21 protein-coding genes are annotated in these 16,866 nt (G+C 40.8%); all 21 read left to right on the top strand.

The genetic code is table 11. The annotated features are described in order from the left end of the window. Positions 1–9: 9 nt before the first annotated feature. The 21 genes from DXX92_RS16530 to DXX92_RS16430 all read left to right on the top strand — a co-directional run bounded on the left by DXX92_RS16530 (position 10) and on the right by DXX92_RS16430 (position 16,807). The gene (locus DXX92_RS16530; RefSeq protein ID WP_116001654.1) at positions 10–3,174 is read left to right on the top strand and encodes an efflux RND transporter permease subunit; all 3,165 of its coding nucleotides are present in this window, start codon (positions 10–12) and stop codon (positions 3,172–3,174) included. Next, positions 3,167–3,874 carry a PepSY domain-containing protein gene (locus tag DXX92_RS16525; RefSeq protein ID WP_116001652.1) on the top strand — a complete coding sequence of 236 codons (708 nt, stop codon included), beginning with the start codon at positions 3,167–3,169 and terminating at the stop codon, positions 3,872–3,874. The genes DXX92_RS16530 and DXX92_RS16525 overlap by 8 nt, the downstream gene beginning before the upstream one ends. Beyond that, complete coding sequence (locus DXX92_RS16520; protein ID WP_116001650.1) at positions 3,874–5,706, top strand: 2Fe-2S iron-sulfur cluster-binding protein; 1,833 nt, start codon at positions 3,874–3,876, stop codon at positions 5,704–5,706. The genes DXX92_RS16525 and DXX92_RS16520 overlap by 1 nt, the downstream gene beginning before the upstream one ends. 24 nt (positions 5,707–5,730) lie before the next feature. After that, positions 5,731–6,078: a copper resistance CopC family protein gene (locus DXX92_RS16515; protein ID WP_116001648.1), complete on the top strand. Its 348-nt coding sequence runs from the start codon at positions 5,731–5,733 to the stop codon at positions 6,076–6,078. Between the two features lie 18 nt (positions 6,079–6,096). Next, positions 6,097–6,993: a copper resistance D family protein gene (locus tag DXX92_RS16510; RefSeq protein ID WP_116001646.1), complete on the top strand. Its 897-nt coding sequence runs from the start codon at positions 6,097–6,099 to the stop codon at positions 6,991–6,993. A gap of 15 nt (positions 6,994–7,008) precedes the next feature. Continuing rightward, entirely contained in the window at positions 7,009–7,479 is a 471-nt protein-coding gene (locus tag DXX92_RS16505) for a YybH family protein (RefSeq protein WP_116001644.1), read from the top strand. 29 nt (positions 7,480–7,508) lie between these two features. After that, entirely contained in the window at positions 7,509–7,982 is a 474-nt protein-coding gene (locus DXX92_RS16500) for a YybH family protein (RefSeq protein WP_116001642.1), read from the top strand. A gap of 106 nt (positions 7,983–8,088) precedes the next feature. Next, on the top strand, positions 8,089–8,511 hold the full coding sequence (locus DXX92_RS16495; protein ID WP_116001640.1) for a hypothetical protein: 423 nt from the start codon (positions 8,089–8,091) through the stop codon (positions 8,509–8,511). A gap of 253 nt (positions 8,512–8,764) precedes the next feature. After that, entirely contained in the window at positions 8,765–9,829 is a 1,065-nt protein-coding gene (locus DXX92_RS16490) for a porin (RefSeq protein ID WP_245961507.1), read from the top strand. A gap of 13 nt (positions 9,830–9,842) precedes the next feature. After that, a complete protein-coding gene (locus tag DXX92_RS16485) occupies positions 9,843–10,370 on the top strand; it encodes a c-type cytochrome (protein ID WP_116001636.1) in 528 nt (175 codons plus the stop codon). 82 nt (positions 10,371–10,452) lie between these two features. Beyond that, positions 10,453–10,866: a MerR family transcriptional regulator gene (locus DXX92_RS16480; protein WP_116001634.1), complete on the top strand. Its 414-nt coding sequence runs from the start codon at positions 10,453–10,455 to the stop codon at positions 10,864–10,866. A 101-nt stretch (positions 10,867–10,967) separates the two neighbouring features. Then, positions 10,968–13,211, top strand: coding sequence for a heavy metal translocating P-type ATPase (locus tag DXX92_RS16475; RefSeq protein WP_116001632.1), 2,244 nt, complete (start codon positions 10,968–10,970; stop codon positions 13,209–13,211). A gap of 24 nt (positions 13,212–13,235) precedes the next feature. Then, positions 13,236–13,589, top strand: coding sequence for a cupredoxin domain-containing protein (locus tag DXX92_RS16470; protein WP_116001630.1), 354 nt, complete (start codon positions 13,236–13,238; stop codon positions 13,587–13,589). 8 nt (positions 13,590–13,597) lie between these two features. Next, positions 13,598–13,951 carry a P-II family nitrogen regulator gene (locus DXX92_RS16465; RefSeq protein ID WP_116001628.1) on the top strand — a complete coding sequence of 118 codons (354 nt, stop codon included), beginning with the start codon at positions 13,598–13,600 and terminating at the stop codon, positions 13,949–13,951. Continuing rightward, complete coding sequence (locus tag DXX92_RS16460) at positions 13,941–14,276, top strand: DUF2933 domain-containing protein (protein ID WP_116001626.1); 336 nt, start codon at positions 13,941–13,943, stop codon at positions 14,274–14,276. Before DXX92_RS16465 ends, DXX92_RS16460 begins: the two co-directional genes overlap by 11 nt. Beyond that, the gene (locus DXX92_RS16455) at positions 14,269–14,934 is read left to right on the top strand and encodes a methyltransferase family protein (RefSeq protein ID WP_116001624.1); all 666 of its coding nucleotides are present in this window, start codon (positions 14,269–14,271) and stop codon (positions 14,932–14,934) included. The genes DXX92_RS16460 and DXX92_RS16455 overlap by 8 nt, the downstream gene beginning before the upstream one ends. Then, the gene (locus DXX92_RS16450) at positions 14,918–15,340 is read left to right on the top strand and encodes a hypothetical protein (RefSeq protein ID WP_116001622.1); all 423 of its coding nucleotides are present in this window, start codon (positions 14,918–14,920) and stop codon (positions 15,338–15,340) included. The genes DXX92_RS16455 and DXX92_RS16450 overlap by 17 nt, the downstream gene beginning before the upstream one ends. 10 nt (positions 15,341–15,350) lie before the next feature. Further along, a complete protein-coding gene (locus tag DXX92_RS16445) occupies positions 15,351–15,722 on the top strand; it encodes a cation transporter (RefSeq protein ID WP_116001620.1) in 372 nt (123 codons plus the stop codon). Positions 15,723–15,766: 44 nt separating this feature from the next. Further along, entirely contained in the window at positions 15,767–16,120 is a 354-nt protein-coding gene (locus DXX92_RS16440; RefSeq protein ID WP_235938782.1) for a hypothetical protein, read from the top strand. A 36-nt stretch (positions 16,121–16,156) separates the two neighbouring features. Next, positions 16,157–16,414, top strand: a complete 258-nt coding sequence (locus DXX92_RS16435) for a DUF5676 family membrane protein (RefSeq protein ID WP_116001616.1) — start codon at positions 16,157–16,159, stop codon at positions 16,412–16,414. Positions 16,415–16,432: 18 nt separating this feature from the next. Beyond that, positions 16,433–16,807 carry a hypothetical protein gene (locus DXX92_RS16430; protein WP_116001614.1) on the top strand — a complete coding sequence of 125 codons (375 nt, stop codon included), beginning with the start codon at positions 16,433–16,435 and terminating at the stop codon, positions 16,805–16,807. Positions 16,808–16,866 lie beyond the last annotated feature (59 nt).

Genomic DNA, 16,866 nt, shown 5'->3' with positions numbered 1-16,866 from the left:
AGATAAGTGATGATTGAATCAATTATTAGATGGTCAATCGGCAATCGTTTCTTTGTGTTGCTGGTTACCTTAATTATTGCTTTTGGCGGTTTGTATTCTTTACAAAAAACGCCCGTAGATGCAATTCCAGACCTTTCAGACGTACAGGTCATTATTAAGACAAGCTATCCGGGACAAGCGCCACAGGTTGTGCAAGATCAAGTGACTTTCCCTCTTACTACAGCCATGTTGTCTGTACCGGGAGCGCAAACTGTTCGTGGTTACTCATTTTTTGGTGACTCCTACGTCTATATCATTTTTGATGATGATACTGATTTGTATTGGGCGAGAAGCAGAGTGCTTGAATACTTAAGCCAAGTAGCATCAAGCTTACCTGATTCAGCAAAGCCTCAATTAGGACCTGATGCAACAGGCGTTGGCTGGGTATACATTTATGCTTTGACAGATAAGTCAGGTAACCTTGACTTAAGCCAATTAAGAAGTATTCAAGATTGGTTTTTAAAGTATGAATTGCAAACTGTTCCGGGCGTGTCAGAAGTTGCAGCCGTTGGCGGTATGGTTAAGCAATATCAAGTGCAAGTCGATCCCGACAAGCTCAGAGCTTATAACGTGCCGTTAAGTCATATTCAAATGGCACTTAAACGAGGCAATAAAGAAACTGGCGCATCCGTTGTGGAAATGGCGGAAGCTGAGTATATGGTTACTGCAACGGGATATATTCAATCAGTTGGTGACATAGAGAAAATTCCGCTTGGCATTAACGAGCAAGGTACACCGTTGCGTATTGGTGATGTTGCTACCGTGAATTTAGGACCACAAATGCGCCGTGGTATCGCAGAGCTAAATGGTGAAGGCGAAGTTGTTGGTGGTGTTGTCGTTATGCGCTTTGGTGAAAACGCACAACAAACCATAAATGGTGTAAAAGAAAAGCTAGAGTCACTGAAATCTTCTCTACCAGAGGGGGTAGAGATTGTCCCTGTTTATGACAGATCGAAGTTAATAGATCGTGCTGTTGATAACCTTTGGAGTAAGTTGCTTGAGGAGCTTGCAGTCGTTGCGATTGTCTGTGTTGCTTTCCTATTTCATCTTCGTTCATCAATTGTTGCAGTTGTTACTCTACCATTAGGCATCTTGGTGTCGTTTATCATCATGTATATGCAAGGCATCAATGCCAATATTATGTCGTTGGGCGGTATCGCTATTGCGATTGGTGCGATGACTGATGGTGCAATAGTGATGATTGAAAATATGCATAAACATATGGAGAAAACACCGCTAACAGATGAAAACCGCTGGCAAATTGTCGCTAAGGCTGCGAGTGAAGTAGGACCTGCATTATTTTTTAGCTTACTGATAATTACTGTTTCGTTCTTGCCTGTTTTTATTCTGGAAGCGCAAGAAGGCAGAATGTTCTCACCTCTTGCATATACTAAAACCTATGCAATGGCAGCATCAGCAGGCTTGGCAATAACATTGGTGCCTGTTTTGATGGGTTACTTTATTCGAGGCAAAGTCGTCTCTGAAAAGAAAAACCCGTTAAACCGATTATTGATTGCTATCTACATGCCTGTTTTAAAGCAGGTCATGAAGTTTCCAAAATCGACAATAGTAGCAGCAGTATTAGTGACTATCGTTGGTTTTTGGCCTGTCGATAAAATTGGTAGTGAATTCATTCCTCCATTGGATGAAGGCGATCTCATGTATATGCCTACTACCTATCCCGGTATTTCCATTGGTAAAGCAAGAGAGTTATTACAGCAAACGGACAAGCTTATCCGCACTGTACCAGAGGTTGAAAATGTTTTCGGTAAAGTAGGACGAGCCGAAACTGCAACGGACCCAGCGCCTCTAACTATGATTGAAACCTTTATTCAATTGAAGCCACAAGAACAGTGGCGAGAAGGCGTGACTACCGAATCGTTAAAAGCAGAGTTTGATAAATTAGTTAAGTTTCCGGGCTTAACGAATGCTTGGGTTATGCCAATCAAGACCCGCATCGATATGTTAGCTACAGGTATAAAAACGCCTGTGGGTATTAAAGTCGCCGGACCAGAGCTTGATGTAATTCAGGAAATCGGCCAACAAATAGAACAACTCTTGCCAGAAGTGACAGGCACAGCGTCGGTTTACTCTGAGCGAGTTGCGGGTGGACGATATATCAAGGTTGATATTTCACGAGATAAGGCAAGTCGCTTTGGGTTAAATATCGAAGATGTCCAACAAGTGGTTTCTACCGCTATTGGTGGAATGAATGTAACTCAAACAATAGAGGGTCAAGAGCGTTATCCCGTTAACTTACGTTACCCGCAAGATTATCGAGACTCCCCTGAGCAGCTATCACGATTACCCGTTGTAACACCAAATGGTCAACGCATTGCACTAGGTGATGTTGCTGATATTCGAGTGGAAAATGGTCCTCCGGGTATTAAGAGTGAGAATGCCAGAATCAATGGCTGGACTTTCATTGATATAGATGGCGTTGATGTTGGTACTTATGTAGAAAATGCCAAGGAATACTTAGCAAGTAACCTGACTTTACCAGCAGGATATTCAATCAATTGGGCTGGGCAGTACGAATATATGGAAAGAGCAAAAGAAAAGCTCACCTATGTACTGCCATTAACACTCGCCATTATTGTGATTTTACTTTACCTAAATTTCAGAGCGTTTAGTGAAGTGGCTATCATTATCGTTACCTTGCCGATGGCAATGATTGGTGGCTTATGGTTAATGTATCTGGAAGGGTTTAATTTCTCAGTAGCCGTTGGTGTGGGCTTTATTGCGCTGGCTGGTGTTGCGGTTGAGATTGGCGTGATCATGCTGGTCTACCTCAATCAAGCACTTGCTGAGCTTAAAGAAAAAGCCGAAGAGCGAGCGGAACTTATATCAGATGACGCTTACCAAGAGGCATTATTACACGGTGCTGGCTTACGTGTTCGTCCAGTAATGATGACAGTTGCCACAATCATTATCGGCTTAATGCCTATTTTATATGGTACAGGCACTGGCTCTGAGGTCATGAGTCGTATTGCTGCACCTATGGTAGGCGGAATGACAAGTGCTGTCCTGCTCACTCTTATTGTACTTCCTGCGATTTACTCAATCGTTAAAAAGCCTGAAGTAAATGCCTTTAACAAAGGGCTTTCTAACTTGGAGCTAGAGAATAATGCTTAGCAAAGTTAGAAAATATCACAAATGGCTTATGGCATTTGTCGGAATACAATTTCTGTTTTGGTCTATTACTGGCGTGTATATGGTGACTATGGATATTCACTATATACACGGCGAAACATTGGCTAAGAGTGAGCAAGCCAAAATAGATTTAGCTGATGTGGATTACTCCATTGTAGAACTTGCTGCTGACTATCCTGAAGCTAGTCAAGTCAGGCTTACCCAAAGCATGGGCCGTCCTTTGTATTCTTTTATTAATGGAGAACAGGGGAAAGTTGCAATTGATGCTAAAACTGGGGCTGTTCAGGCCCTTGTAAATGAAATCAAGGCTAAAGAAATCGCGCAATATCACTATACGCTGAATCATGACATCGACAGCATAAGGCTGATTCAATCAGTCACAGATATGCCTGCTGAGTTGTCTCCAAGGCACTTGCCCGTTTGGAGAGTAACGTTTGAGCAATACGCCACACCGACATTTTATATAAGTCAACAAACAGGGGCAATTGTAGCCAAGCGTCATGATTACTGGCGCTTGTTTGATTGGATGTGGCGTTTTCACATTATGGATTACGATGATGGAGAAAACGTATCCAACTGGTTTTTGTTCTTAGTTGCAACTTTAGGTTTGATGGCAGCTATTACAGGCACAGTATTGACGTATTTTCGAGTGTTCTCTGCGAATAAAAAGGGAGTCATTTGATGCGATTTTTTAAGTTAAATACAACGCTACACAAATGGCTTTCGTTATTTGTTGGTTTACAACTGCTTATTTGGTTGGGAACGGGCCTTTACTTCAATTTGATGGATCACAGTAAAGCAAGTGGTAATGAGCTTAGAGTTCATTCTCATCATGAAGGTAACATTACAGACTTTACCTTTACACCTATTAAAGACATTACGAGTGAAGCACCTCAAGAAGTAAAACTTATATGGATTTTACATCAGCCTTACTATCATTTTGTGTTCGATAAAGGACAGCATAGCTACCAACAAAGTCACTCAATGCTATTTGATGCTGTAACAGGAAAGCCATTTAATCTGTCTGAAGAACAAGTACTAACTTTGGCAAAAAACTCCTACTCAGGTGAAGGGAAGTTAACTTCTCCAGTGTTATCTCAGCCACCGTTTTCTGATCACGTAAGGCAGCAAAACCCTATGTGGCGAGTTGTTGTTGAGGATGAGAATAATACGACTATTTATTTAGATAGTATTACAGGTCAGGTACTTCGCCATGCCAATGATGATTTCAGGCTAAAAGATCTGATGATGAAGCTCCACTTTATGGACTATGGCAATTCTGGAGGGTTTAACCATTGGTTGATCATTGCATTTGCTTTTGCAACGCTATTCCTTTCAGTTACTGGTGTTACTTGGCTGATACAACAGTATCGAAGTGGTTTACTGAAGCTAGGTTGGGGCACTAACAGGCAAAAAGTGGCAGTGACTTTTTCCAATGAAAATACTATTACTGACATCTCAGCAGTTGGCCGCTCAACTGTATTAGAAGGGCTAGCTAGTTCACATGTATACCTTCCTTCAAGTTGCGGTGGTGGCGGTACTTGTGGCAAATGCGTGTTCTTAAGTTCAACTAAATTACCTATCACACTATCTGAACAGGAACATTTATCTCAGGAGCAACTTAAGGAAGGCTATCGGCTTGGATGTCAGCATAGGTTCTCTGAAATTAGTTCGATTGAAGTTAATATTGATCTCAATATTGAAAATCATGAGCTAGTTGTGGTTGCGACTAATTTCATTACTCCTTTTATCAAGGAAGTGAAGTTTAAGGTGAAATCAGGAAAACGATTGGCATTTAAAGCTGGTGCATATATGCAATTTGAAGTACCAGCAGGGATGAATAGATTGCGCCCAGAGGAGATGCCAGAGAACTATGAAAAATACTGGGAAAGTTATTCTCATGGAAGGTTTTCTCATGACGGTGTAACTCGTCACTACTCGTTAGTTAACTTTGACGAGGAATCAGATGAGTTAACGTTTAATATTCGCTGGCAAACTGCTAAGGATGGTTTTAGAGCAGGTATAGGTTCAAGCTATTTAGGGTCACTTGAAGTTGGAGAAACCATAATCGCAAAAGGTCCTTTCTCTGACTTTTACGCTACTTCAAATAAAAAGGTTCCTCGCATATTTATTGGTGCTGGCTCAGGACTTGCCCCACTCAGAGCTATCATTTTTGAACAGTTGAAAAAACGCCAAGATGAAGGTGACTTGACTCTCATCTATGGTGCGCGAACTGAAGATGATTTGCTGTACCGCGATGAATTGAACTCATTGAGTGAGCAGTATAAAAACTTTTCTTATATTCCTACACTTTCTAACCCTTCAGAACAATGGCAAGGGCATTCTGGCTATGTACAGCAAGTACTTCTGCCGTATTTGAGCCAGAAAGCAAAATTCCTGTCTACAGAATTTTACTTGTGCGGCCCAGAAGCAATGATGAGTGAAGTGGAACAAATAATTACTGATGTTGGTATACCCAGTAATCAAATTTTCAAAGACAAATTTAGTCGTTAATACATAAATTAAATAGAGGTAAATATGAAAATATTAATTAAATTTTTGACCGTAATCAGCATTGTTTTTAGTAGTGCGGTGTTCGCGCACGTTCATCTTGAAAAAAGTGTGCCTGCTGATAATGCAATGTTAATGAAGACTCCAGAAGAGTTAACGTTGGCATTTAGCAAAGAGGTTCGTGTAGTCAAAATTACATTGAAAAATAAGCAAGGTAAAAAGGTTAAATTTGGCTTCAAACCTACTAAAGAAACCAATACCGAATTTACGTGGAAGCTACCGAAACTTACACCTGCTAACTATGTTGTTGATGTTACTTTCTTAGGTAAAGATGGGCACAAAATGAAAGATAGCTTTGGCTTTATGGTTCACTAATCTAATGGAGTGATTGCTATGGAAATGTATATCTGGAATACAGTCATTGTACTGTCAAAAATTGTATTTTACGTCGGTTTTGTCTGTATTGCTGGTTATACATTTTTCAAGCAAGTTTTTGAACAAAGTGAGTCTCATAATAACTTGGCAATAGCGAACCTAAAATGGATAAGAGGTTCAATAGTCATCGCTTTGCTTGCAAATGGTCTTTGGTTCTTCGCTAGTACTGGTGCGATGGCAGAAGAAGGCATTCAAGGTGCCTTTGACCCTGATATCTTAGCCATAATGTGGGACTCTTCTATCGGTGATGGAACTTTACTTCGAACCATAGGATTAATGATAGCAATATTGGCATTAATATCACCGTTCAAACTCAAATCAGTAGTACTGAACAATTACCTAAAACAAGGCATTTTGGTATCTAGTTTATTTTTACTAGCATACACCTTTACCTTAATCGGCCATGTATCTGAGCTAGGGGGGGGCGAAAAAGTATTGCTGATGCTCCATGTGCTTGTTATGGCTTGGTGGTTCGGAGCGTTGTTTCCGCTTAAAGAAGCTTGCCATGAATCGGACTATGGACAGCTCTACTCATTGATGGACAAGTTTGGAAGGCAAGCAAGCATCGCGGTGAGTCTATTGCTAATTGCTGGCCTTTGGTTAGCTTTTCAATTAGTTGGAAATGTTGAAGAGCTGTTTAGTTCAAGCTATGGGCAAACACTGCTGCTTAAATTAGTTATCGTCACTTCGATATTGGGCATCGCAGCTAAGCATAAATTAAAACTCGTCCCACAACTTAAAAATAACGATGGTAGAGAAGCTCTATCTAAATCTATATCAATAGAAATGGTAGTAGCTTTTGCCATTTTATCTGTAACGGCTGGGCTTACTAGTGTTGTTGGCCCTGCAAATTAAAACCTAAAAGAGAGAATGAAAATGAAAACAATAAATATATTACTCGTTTTATTAATGACGTTTAGTTTCGCAGCAAACGCTCATGGTGATAAGAACAAAGACAAAGGTTTGTTTAAAGGTATAGATACCCCTGCCGCAAAAGTTGTTTTGGCATTTCATCAAGCACTAGAAACGGGTAATAAGGATCTAGCAAGAGCACAGTTGGCTGATGATGTGACCATCTACGAGGGAGGTCGTGTTGAAAGAAGTGCTGATGAATACGCCCATCACCATATGCTGTCGGATATGAAATATCTCGCTTCTATGAAGAGCAAAACACTAGAACACCAAGTGACGGTACTTGGAAACACCGCTATATCTGCCTCACGTAGCCACACTCAAGGTACATACAAAGGCAAAGAGCGTGATTATCAAGGCATGGAAACAATGGTTCTCGAAAAGCAAAACGGTAAATGGAAAATCAAGCACATTCATTGGTCACACTAATTTAATAGTCAAACAACGGAGAATTTTAAATGACTAAATATATAGCAATAACGATGTTGAGTATGTTGGCTTTTTTTGCAAATGCACATGATAAAAGCCACATGGATGATGAAAAGCAAATTACTCATATCATTCATCAAATTAAATATGGCTGGGAAAATGGTGATGGTAAGCCTTTTCGCAAGCACTTTCTTGATTTTAAAGGGGCAAGGTATTTTGAATCGGGCGGTCAAAATGTTGGACTTAACGATTTAGTAGAGCATCACGTTGAACCAGAAAAAGACGCATTGGTTTTCTTGAACTTGAATTTCTCCAATATCCAAATTCATATTGAAGATGGTTTTGCTTGGGCGCTAGCTGATACAGCGGTCAAAGGCGAAGTGAGAAAATCAGGAAAAACCTTTGATAAAACTGGTTTTCAAACATTTCTGCTTAAGAAGGTAGATGGTGATTGGAAGGTGCTTCATACACACTCTTCTAGCAGAAATCGAGTGAAGAAATAGTTAAGTAGAACAGTGGAAAACATAGCTTTCAGTACAAATATTGACCTGCGTCATGGAAATATTTGCATAAGCTGTTAGTGTTAATGCTGTTATAGAAGGAATTAAAATGTTTAGACTTTTCAGGTGGTTTAAAATAGTGGTGATTACTGTGTTGCTTACGCAGCATGGCTTTGCTACTGCTAAACCAATGAATTGTGAAGAACATCATAAGGACTCTTCCGATACGCATATTATGCAACCAAGCAAAAATATGCACCATCAAACAATGCATGACAATACCCACCATCACACTGAAAATTTGCAAGGTTCTAAACACAATCATGCCGGTGAAGAGTGTGAAAAATGTAAAGCGGGTGATTGCCTATGCTGCGAAGGTGGCTTTTGTGCAAGCTTTCATTTAAATGCCTATCTTGTGCAAGAGGAAGGAGAAAATAGCAACAATATTAACTTAGACTTAATTATTCAACGGATACCCCCGCCAGCCTCTGGCATCCATCTCTTACCTTATCGTCCTCCAATTATTGGCTAATCACGGGATCAGTGCGTCTTTTTTTCGCCAGTCCCATCAAAAATAGAACGATTTATTCATTGGTTTAAATAACCAACTGTTTTGAACAATTAGCACAATATTTTTGGGAGGCATGATGAACATGCTCAAATTATTGCCATTTGCAATAGCTACCGCCGTTGCGAGTGGACATCTCTTAGCGAATGAACAACAAAATAATAGTCGCTTCGCGTTAGCGGGGTATGGAGACGTAAAATACGAAGACAGTAAATTGATGGATACAAGTGCATTCAGTGCGCGATTTGTACCTATTTTCTTGTTTAGTCTCAATGACAAAATGCATATAGAAGCTGAAACTGAGATCTCAGTCGATGAAAACGGGGAAACTGAAGTCGAGCTTGAATACGCTGATATTCATTATTTTCTTTCCGATACAACTACTTTTACTGCTGGTAAATTTCTACTCCCATTCGGCCAGTATGGACCGAATCAACACCCTAGTTGGATAAATCGCTCAGCGTTCTCTCCCGGTATTTATGGCGGGTTAGGAGGTCATGGTGGTTATCAACCCATGCAAGGTTTACTGCCTGTGATGAGTGATATTGGTGTTGGCATTCAACACATAATTCCTTTGGGTAAAAATCAGAAAATTTTCTTTGATGTATACATGACAAACGGGCTTGCTGCCGAGGCTCCACATGACGATGAAGAAGATGCCCATGATGAAGAGCCTGTGCAGGATGAACACGAAGAAGAGGTTGTTGATGAACATGAGGAAGAGGAAGACGAGCATGAAGAAGTAGATGATCATGCTTTGGAACTACCTGAATTGGCGTTTGAAGCGACGAGTGCGGATAACAATTCTGATAAAGCGTTTGGCGGTCGTATTGCGTATGCCTTTCTTCCCGGTATTGAGGTTGGCGCTTCTTATTACACGGCAAAATACGATGACGATGAAAAGCTAGGGTTTACAGCAACTGGTTTTGATATCAACTGGATTGGTAACCATTACATCGTCAGAGGGGAATACATCAAAACAGAAACCGATGCCTTCGAAGAAGATGAACATGAAGAAAACAAAGTGATCACATTTGATCGCAATGGCTGGTATCTCCAAGCAACCTTTATGGCAGGAAAAATGTTCAATGTGTTACAGGGAACAGATTTCGTCGTTGAATATGCTGAGACCAATAAAATTAACGAAGCAGAGCGTTGGGCTTATGGAGTTAATTACTGGTTAGACAGCCGAGCTGTCATTAAGGCGACATACGAAGATACCATCGTTCACGATGGTGAAGATGATAAGCGTTTCGCTATTCAATACAGCTATGGCTTTTAAGGGGGATACTTAAATGAAATCAGTTATACAAATATTACTGGTTGTCAGCCTATCTCTTTTGTCTGCTTTTAGCTCTCATGCAGAAGAGAAAATTTCCGGTGCGGAAGTGATCAACAACAATTGTGCAAGATGCCATAACGCTCGCGCTGTTCATGAATTTTCTATTCCCGAATGGAAAGTCATTATGCCGCATATGCGAGAAAAGGCGCATTTAACAGGTAAAGAAACGCAAGCTGTTCTTGAGTTTTTGGAACTAACTAGCCAAAGCGTACCTTTGGCAAAAAAAGTAGCGCCAGAAAAGATGATAGCGCCTGATGGAAAGCAATTGTTTACTCAATTTGGTTGCCAAGGCTGCCATTCATTGAAAGGTGATGGTGGCACTGTTGGGCCAGCGTTAGATGAAACGATTAAAAACAAAGGGATCGGCTTCTTTATTAAGAAGCTCCAAAACCCTCAGTTTAATAACTCATCTTCTCCTATGCCTAAAATGCCGCTAAACGAGCAACAGATAAAAGCGATAGCTGAGTACATTAAATCATAAGGATGTGCTTGACCTGTGTCTTAGACACAGGTCTAAGCTGTAGGTGAGAGTACAAACTTAGGTGAAAAACTAAGGAGTAAATATGAAAGTAACAGAGCTGGCAAAAAGCCTTGGAACGACTGCTGATACGGTGCGCTATTACACGCGATTGGGACTGTTAAAACCTGCTAAGTCAGTGAACGGCTACAAGTCATACTCGAATAAGGAGGTATCGAGACTTAAATTCATTTTAAGTGCCAGAAACCTTGGTTTTTCCGTTGCTGATATCAAGCAAATTCTTAATGAATCTGAAGATGGTAAAAGTGCGTGCCCATTAGTCAGAAGCCTGATCAAAGAGCGGCTTGAAGAAACAGAAAAACAGTTTCAAGCAATGTTGGCACTTCGAGGAAAAATGTCTTCAGCTCTTTCTCAATGGGAAGAAATGGAAGACAAAGCACCGACTGCAAATATGGTTTGTCATCTCATCGAAAACTTTGAACAAATTAAAACGGCATAGGAGGAAAAATGGTGACTACTAATACAAATATAGAAACCGAATCAGGCTGTTGCTGTCAGGAAAAAGCTCATTCCTCTTCGTGTAAAAGTAAGGAGAATACGTTGGAGAAAGTATCACATAACCAACAACTTATCATTGAAGGAGCTGGGTGTGCTAGCTGTGTAGGCAAAATTGAAGGAGCGTTAAAGGCAACTCTTGGTGTAGTCAGTGCGGAAATGAATTTTGCTGATAGGACTGTAACAGTTTCTGGGACAGCCAAGACAGAAGCATTGATCAAAGCTGTTGAGTCTGTGGGGGATAACGCGAAGCCAATTGATGATAGCTCAGCAACAGATGCGCTTGACGAGAAAGAGGCGGCGGATTGGGCATATTACAAAAAGCTAATGCGCGATACGTTTATTGCCCTTTCACTCGGTGTTCCTTTGATGCTCTACAGCATTGTGGTTGGAGAAATGACGGTTGAAACAAACCTTGAACGCATGTCTTGGTTGATTGTAGGCATTTTAACTTTTGGTGTTATGTATTTTTCAGGTAAGCATTTTTATGTTGGCGCATGGAAAAGCTTTAAAAACCACTCCGCTAATATGGACACTCTAATAGCGTTGGGAACAGGTACTGCTTGGGTGTATTCGATGGTGGTGGTGTTTGCACCTGACACCGTTCCATTGATGGCACGGCATGTTTATTTTGAAGCTACCGCCATGATCATTGGCTTAATTGATTTAGGTCTAGCATTAGAAATAAAAGCCAGAGGCAAAACCTCTGAGGCCATTAAACGTCTTATCGGCTTGCAGGCTAAAACAGCAACCGTGGTTCGTGACAACAAAGAAGTTCAGATTGGTATTGAGCAGGTTTTACTTAACGATATTGTGAAGGTAAAACCGGGTGAAAAAATTCCCGTCGATGGTGTGGTATTGGAAGGGCACACCTCTATTGATGAGTCCATGCTGACAGGCGAACCTATGCCTGTTGAAAAAGCCGAAGAAGATGAGGTTGTCGCTGGTACTTTGAACAAATCAGGCATGATTTTATTTAGAGCCACACGCGTTGGTAAAGACACGGCGCTTGCACAAATCATCAATATGGTTAAACGAGCACAAAATTCAAAACCGCCGATTGGCCGCTTGGCCGATGTTATTTCAGCTTTTTTCGTGCCTGTTGTCATGATCATCTCTGTGTTAAGTGCGCTAGCATGGCTTAACTTTGGACCTGAGCCAGCAATTGCTTTTGCCATCGTATCAGCAACTACTGTACTCATTATTGCCTGCCCATGTGCTTTGGGCTTGGCAACGCCCATGTCTGTCATGGTCGGAGTAGGAAAGGCCGCAGAAGCAGGAGTGCTTATTCGAAACGGAGAAGCGTTACAAACCGCCTCTAAAATCACTGCCATGATTTTAGATAAAACGGGCACTATTACTGAAGGTTCGCCTAAGGTAACCGATATTGTCTTAGCAAAAGCTACTGACGAAAAAGACGTACTACAGCTTGCAGCAAGTTTAGAAAGTGGCTCAGAGCACCCCTTAGCGCAAGCGATTGTTGAAAGTGCGTTAGATAAGGATATTGAGTTACTAAAAATTGAATCGTTTAACGCCATTACGGGTTTTGGTGTAGAAGCAAACTGCAACAATAAAGCCCTGCTTTTCGGAAACGATAAACTAATGAAGCTAAAAGGCATAGACCTCACTGGCTTTGTTGAACAAGCACAGTCTTTAGCAAAAGAAGCCAAAACACCTATGTACTTTGCTGTAGATGGTGAGCTTGCGGCTATTATTGCTGTTGCAGACCCAATCAAGTCAGACTCAATCTCGGCTATCAAACGCCTTCAAGCTAACGGTATACGCGTTATCATGCTAACGGGTGATAACAAGGAAACCGCCGCCGCTGTTGCTAAAAAAGCGGGTATTACTGAGTTTCTTGCTGAAGTGCTGCCAGAAGATAAAGCCAACAAGGTTAAAGAGCTGCAAGACAGTGGCGAGATCGTTGGTATGACAGGAGATGGCATCAACGATGCTCCAGCACTAGCGTTAGCCGATGTCGGTTTCGCCATAGGAACAGGTACAGACGTAGCCATAGAAAGTGCTGACATTACCCTGATGCGTGGTTCACTTCATGGCCTTGCTGATGCCATAGCGGTAAGCAAAGCCACTTTACGAAATATCAAACAAAACCTGTTTGGCGCGTTTATTTACAACGTAGCGGGTGTGCCTTTTGCAGCAGGTGTTTTATACCCCTTCTTTGGCATTCTACTTAGCCCTGTTATAGCAGGGGCGGCAATGGCGTTTTCGTCATTGACCGTGGTGTCAAATGCGAATCGACTTCGCTTTTTTAAAGCCCAAAACTCATAGAAAGTAAGCATTAGGAGAAACACGATGATGGTAATTAACTTATTAGGCTTAGTGTTAATCGCACTGATTGTTTGGTGGTTTTGGCTATACAAACCCAATAAAACAATTGTTCAAGATAATGAAGTACTCATTGAAGTGAGGGATGGCGTGTATTCACCATCCTCAATCCAAGTGTCTGCTAGTCAACCTGTCACTCTGAAGTTTATGCGCAAAGATCAATCACCCTGCGCTGAAACAATGCTTATTCCATCATTGGAGATAAGCGAGCAGCTTAAATTAAATGAAATTACTCAAATAACCTTATTGAACTTATCACCGGGAGAGCATGAGTTTCATTGTCAGATGCAAATGTATCGCGGTGTCTTAAAGGTTGTTTAGGAGGGTTTATGAACATGAAAAAAGTGACAGCCATTTTTGATGAAATGGTATTAGCGCGAGTAGAAGAGGCACTACTTTCACATGGCTATAAAGGCTTTACTATCCATAAAGCGATGGGAAGAGGCGCATATGCTGATACTTATAACAGAAATCACTTATCAGAACATATAGTGATGACCATTTACGTCGCCTTCGACGATGCAGAGCATGTTGCTGAAGTTTTGCTTGATGCAGCGCATACCAACGTTGAAGGAGAAGGATTAGTTAGCGTCTCTCCTGTGGATAATCTCTACTGGATAAATTCTAAGTCTGAAGCTTCAGCGGAAGATTTACGGTCAATAGGAGGCCAACATGAAAAATGAGCACCCTAAATTTTGGTCTACACCCACAGGTTGGGCTGCATTGGTGCTTATTGCCGCAGCAACCTATTTTTTAATCTTTGAACATGGACAACATGTTCTGCAATTTCTTCCTTATTTGATTTTATTGCTATGCCCCTTGATGCACGTATTTATGCATGGCAGTCATGGTAAACATGGTCACGATCATTCACATGAGCCTGATGACAAAAAGGAAGAGAGCTTTCAAGAACTCACGGATAAAAATGCTGCCTATCGTGACGGCTACATACAAGGTTTAGAAGAAGGACGAAAAGAATTTCATAAAAAGGAGAACAGTGATGAATGAGACATATGATTATGGCTTATGGTCAATGGTGATACTGAACTCAGCAATTTTTATCTTTTTTGCATTTAGTTTTGTCAAACCAAAAACATCAACTGATTGGCGAAGCCTTGGTGCTTTCTCAGCTTTTGTTGTCGCCTTATTTACTGAAATGTATGGCTTTCCTTTAACTATCTATTTTCTATCGGGGTGGCTGACGGAGACCTATCCAGAAGTAAACTTCTTTGCGCATGAAAATGGGCACTTATTACATACTTTCTTTGGTTTTGAAGGTGATGCCCATTGGGACCCATTTCATATAACGAGTATGGTGTTTATTGTTGCAGGTTTCTTTATGTTGTCATCAGCATGGAACGTATTACACCACGCGCAAAAACACCATCAATTGGCTACTACAGGGTGGTATGCAAGGTGTCGCCACCCACAGTACGTAGCTTTCATTCTAATCATGTTCGGCTTTTTATTACAGTGGCCGACCATCCCAACGCTTGCGATGTTTCCAATCTTAGTCGTTGTTTACGTCAAGCTAGCGAAACGCGAAGAGGCACAAGCGATTGCTGAATTTGGTTCAGAGTATCAAAGATATATGGAATCGACTCCAAGTTGGATTCCAAACTTTAATAAGAACATAGAAGGTAAAAATCATGAAAACGTTAGGTAAATCAATTTTATTTGTCAGCTCACTATTGGCGGCCACAAGTTTATTTGCTCAAAACAATGAGCATAAACATGAAGGTGCGAACAAATCGGATATGCATCAAGGCATGGCAATGTCGCATGAGAACATGGGAAAAATGCATACAAAAATGATGGAAATGAAAAAGGAAGTCCATGCCATTAAAGCTGAAAATAATCCTGAAAAGCAAAAGCAGATGATGGCCGAACATCACCGCTCAATGATGAAGATGATGCAATCCATGCACAAAAACATGGAAGCAATGCCAATGCATAAGCAAATTAAAATGGCTGAACATCATCTGGAAATGATGGAAAACATGATGCCACAAATGAAACACAAAATGGCAGAAATGAAAGACAAAAAACAACAGCATTCGCACAAGCATTAGGAGATAAATTATGAGCGATTTAGAGCATAGAGTTGGCGTTAGAGAGCAGAATTTAGTTGTGCGTAATTTGAGGCTAAGTAATGTCACAGAAGAAAATTGTGACGAGTTAGTAAAAGAAATTGATCAGCTTTTTGGTATAGATGAAGTCAGTTACAACATCAAAGAAGGTGAAATACACCTCGCATATGATGCGGCAAATATAAACCTTGATGGGATTGAGGAAGTTATTCGCAAACATGGTGCCGATGTTCATGATGATTGGTGGACACACACGAAAGAAAGTTACTACAAATTTGTTGATCAGAATGTTAAAGACAATGCTGCACATAAGCCGTGGAGTTGTCACAAAGTTCCTCCGGGTGCAAGCCGGAAAAATAAGTAAGCTTACGAAGAGCTTGCTCTGTTAATAAGTTAGATGAGGAAAAAATGATGAAAACATCCAATATGAAAATTCTTTTGCTTGTTGTATTCGGTATCTTTTTGGCAGGTTGTTCGAATACTGCGTTTTATCACAAAAATATGATGAGGGGCCAAGTGGTTGAGCAGTCTACTGATCGAACTCTGATTTGTATTGGTGCCAAACATGGAGCAGAGGTTGGACAAAAATACAGTGTTATTAGATTCCATGAGGAAATTGCGCCGGGTGAAGGTGATGATCCGTACACCATTGAAAAAGTGGGAACGGTACAAATTACTAAAATTGTGAATGATCACTTCGCGACGGTAAAACTAATATCTGGTGACATCGCGGCGAAAGATATGGTGGAACTTGAAGAGTAATGAAGTGGTGGCGAAAGCCACCACAGGAGAATAACGATGAAACTTAATGAAAAAGCTTTTGCGTTGGCTTGTGCTGCCGCCTTTGCCATTGTTTGGGTTGTGTGTTCAGCTCTGGTTATGGTGATGCCAGATATGATGTCCAGTATGACTGGAAACATGTTACATACGGATTGGAAAAGTATGGGCTGGCATATGTCCTTTATAGGGGTATTTATTGGTGGTGTTTTATGGGCGTTATTGATGGGGATCACTGGCTGGCTGATCGCTAAAATCTATAATATGCAATCAAGTTAGCAGAGAAGGTTAATTTTAGTGGAATTATCTCAAGGTCATTATTTGAAGCAATGGTTGGGCAGTACACTAATTATCGAGTTAATTGGTGAATTAACCGTTACTGGAATAAACCAATATTTGGAAGAGATTACCGATGAGCTATCTTCGGTTAACCAGCCTGTTAATTTTATTTTGGATCTATCTTGTTTTAAAGGTGTAGTTGTTAGTCGTTGCTGTAACGTAGAACCAATATCAATGCAAATACGCTCTACTGGAGTGACTTCAGCGAGAAAAGCTATTGTTGGAAATAAGTCAAAAGTTGTTCAAATAGACATAACTGAGTTTCCGGAATGCTCTATTAATAATACGGAACACTTTAGTGACTTGAGTAGCGCGTTAAAGTGGATTCAATGATGTCTACTATTCGCCTGATTTTAAAAATTGCTGTAAATTGAGTAAAACAGGACAATTAA

The organism is Thalassotalea euphylliae, assembly GCF_003390395.1.
In the GTDB taxonomy this organism is placed as follows: domain Bacteria; phylum Pseudomonadota; class Gammaproteobacteria; order Enterobacterales; family Alteromonadaceae; genus Thalassotalea_F; species Thalassotalea_F euphylliae_C.
The sequence above is the reverse complement of the archived record's forward strand: the minus strand, read 5'-3'. Positions and strand labels throughout refer to the sequence as shown.

Coding starts and splice junctions, on each gene's coding strand:
- DXX92_RS16495 (WP_116001640.1), top strand. CDS start 8,089: ATGTTTAGACTTTTCAGGTGGTTTAAAATAGTGGTGATTACTGTGTTG.
- DXX92_RS16470 (WP_116001630.1), top strand. CDS start 13,236: ATGATGGTAATTAACTTATTAGGCTTAGTGTTAATCGCACTGATTGTT.
- DXX92_RS16435 (WP_116001616.1), top strand. CDS start 16,157: ATGAAACTTAATGAAAAAGCTTTTGCGTTGGCTTGTGCTGCCGCCTTT.
- DXX92_RS16485 (WP_116001636.1), top strand. CDS start 9,843: ATGAAATCAGTTATACAAATATTACTGGTTGTCAGCCTATCTCTTTTG.
- DXX92_RS16440 (WP_235938782.1), top strand. CDS start 15,767: ATGATGAAAACATCCAATATGAAAATTCTTTTGCTTGTTGTATTCGGT.
- DXX92_RS16530 (WP_116001654.1), top strand. CDS start 10: ATGATTGAATCAATTATTAGATGGTCAATCGGCAATCGTTTCTTTGTG.
- DXX92_RS16445 (WP_116001620.1), top strand. CDS start 15,351: ATGAGCGATTTAGAGCATAGAGTTGGCGTTAGAGAGCAGAATTTAGTT.
- DXX92_RS16460 (WP_116001626.1), top strand. CDS start 13,941: ATGAAAAATGAGCACCCTAAATTTTGGTCTACACCCACAGGTTGGGCT.
- DXX92_RS16500 (WP_116001642.1), top strand. CDS start 7,509: ATGACTAAATATATAGCAATAACGATGTTGAGTATGTTGGCTTTTTTT.
- DXX92_RS16455 (WP_116001624.1), top strand. CDS start 14,269: ATGAATGAGACATATGATTATGGCTTATGGTCAATGGTGATACTGAAC.
- DXX92_RS16490 (WP_245961507.1), top strand. CDS start 8,765: ATGGATACAAGTGCATTCAGTGCGCGATTTGTACCTATTTTCTTGTTT.
- DXX92_RS16450 (WP_116001622.1), top strand. CDS start 14,918: ATGAAAACGTTAGGTAAATCAATTTTATTTGTCAGCTCACTATTGGCG.
- DXX92_RS16505 (WP_116001644.1), top strand. CDS start 7,009: ATGAAAATGAAAACAATAAATATATTACTCGTTTTATTAATGACGTTT.
- DXX92_RS16515 (WP_116001648.1), top strand. CDS start 5,731: ATGAAAATATTAATTAAATTTTTGACCGTAATCAGCATTGTTTTTAGT.
- DXX92_RS16480 (WP_116001634.1), top strand. CDS start 10,453: ATGAAAGTAACAGAGCTGGCAAAAAGCCTTGGAACGACTGCTGATACG.
- DXX92_RS16465 (WP_116001628.1), top strand. CDS start 13,598: ATGAACATGAAAAAAGTGACAGCCATTTTTGATGAAATGGTATTAGCG.
- DXX92_RS16520 (WP_116001650.1), top strand. CDS start 3,874: ATGCGATTTTTTAAGTTAAATACAACGCTACACAAATGGCTTTCGTTA.
- DXX92_RS16525 (WP_116001652.1), top strand. CDS start 3,167: ATGCTTAGCAAAGTTAGAAAATATCACAAATGGCTTATGGCATTTGTC.
- DXX92_RS16510 (WP_116001646.1), top strand. CDS start 6,097: ATGGAAATGTATATCTGGAATACAGTCATTGTACTGTCAAAAATTGTA.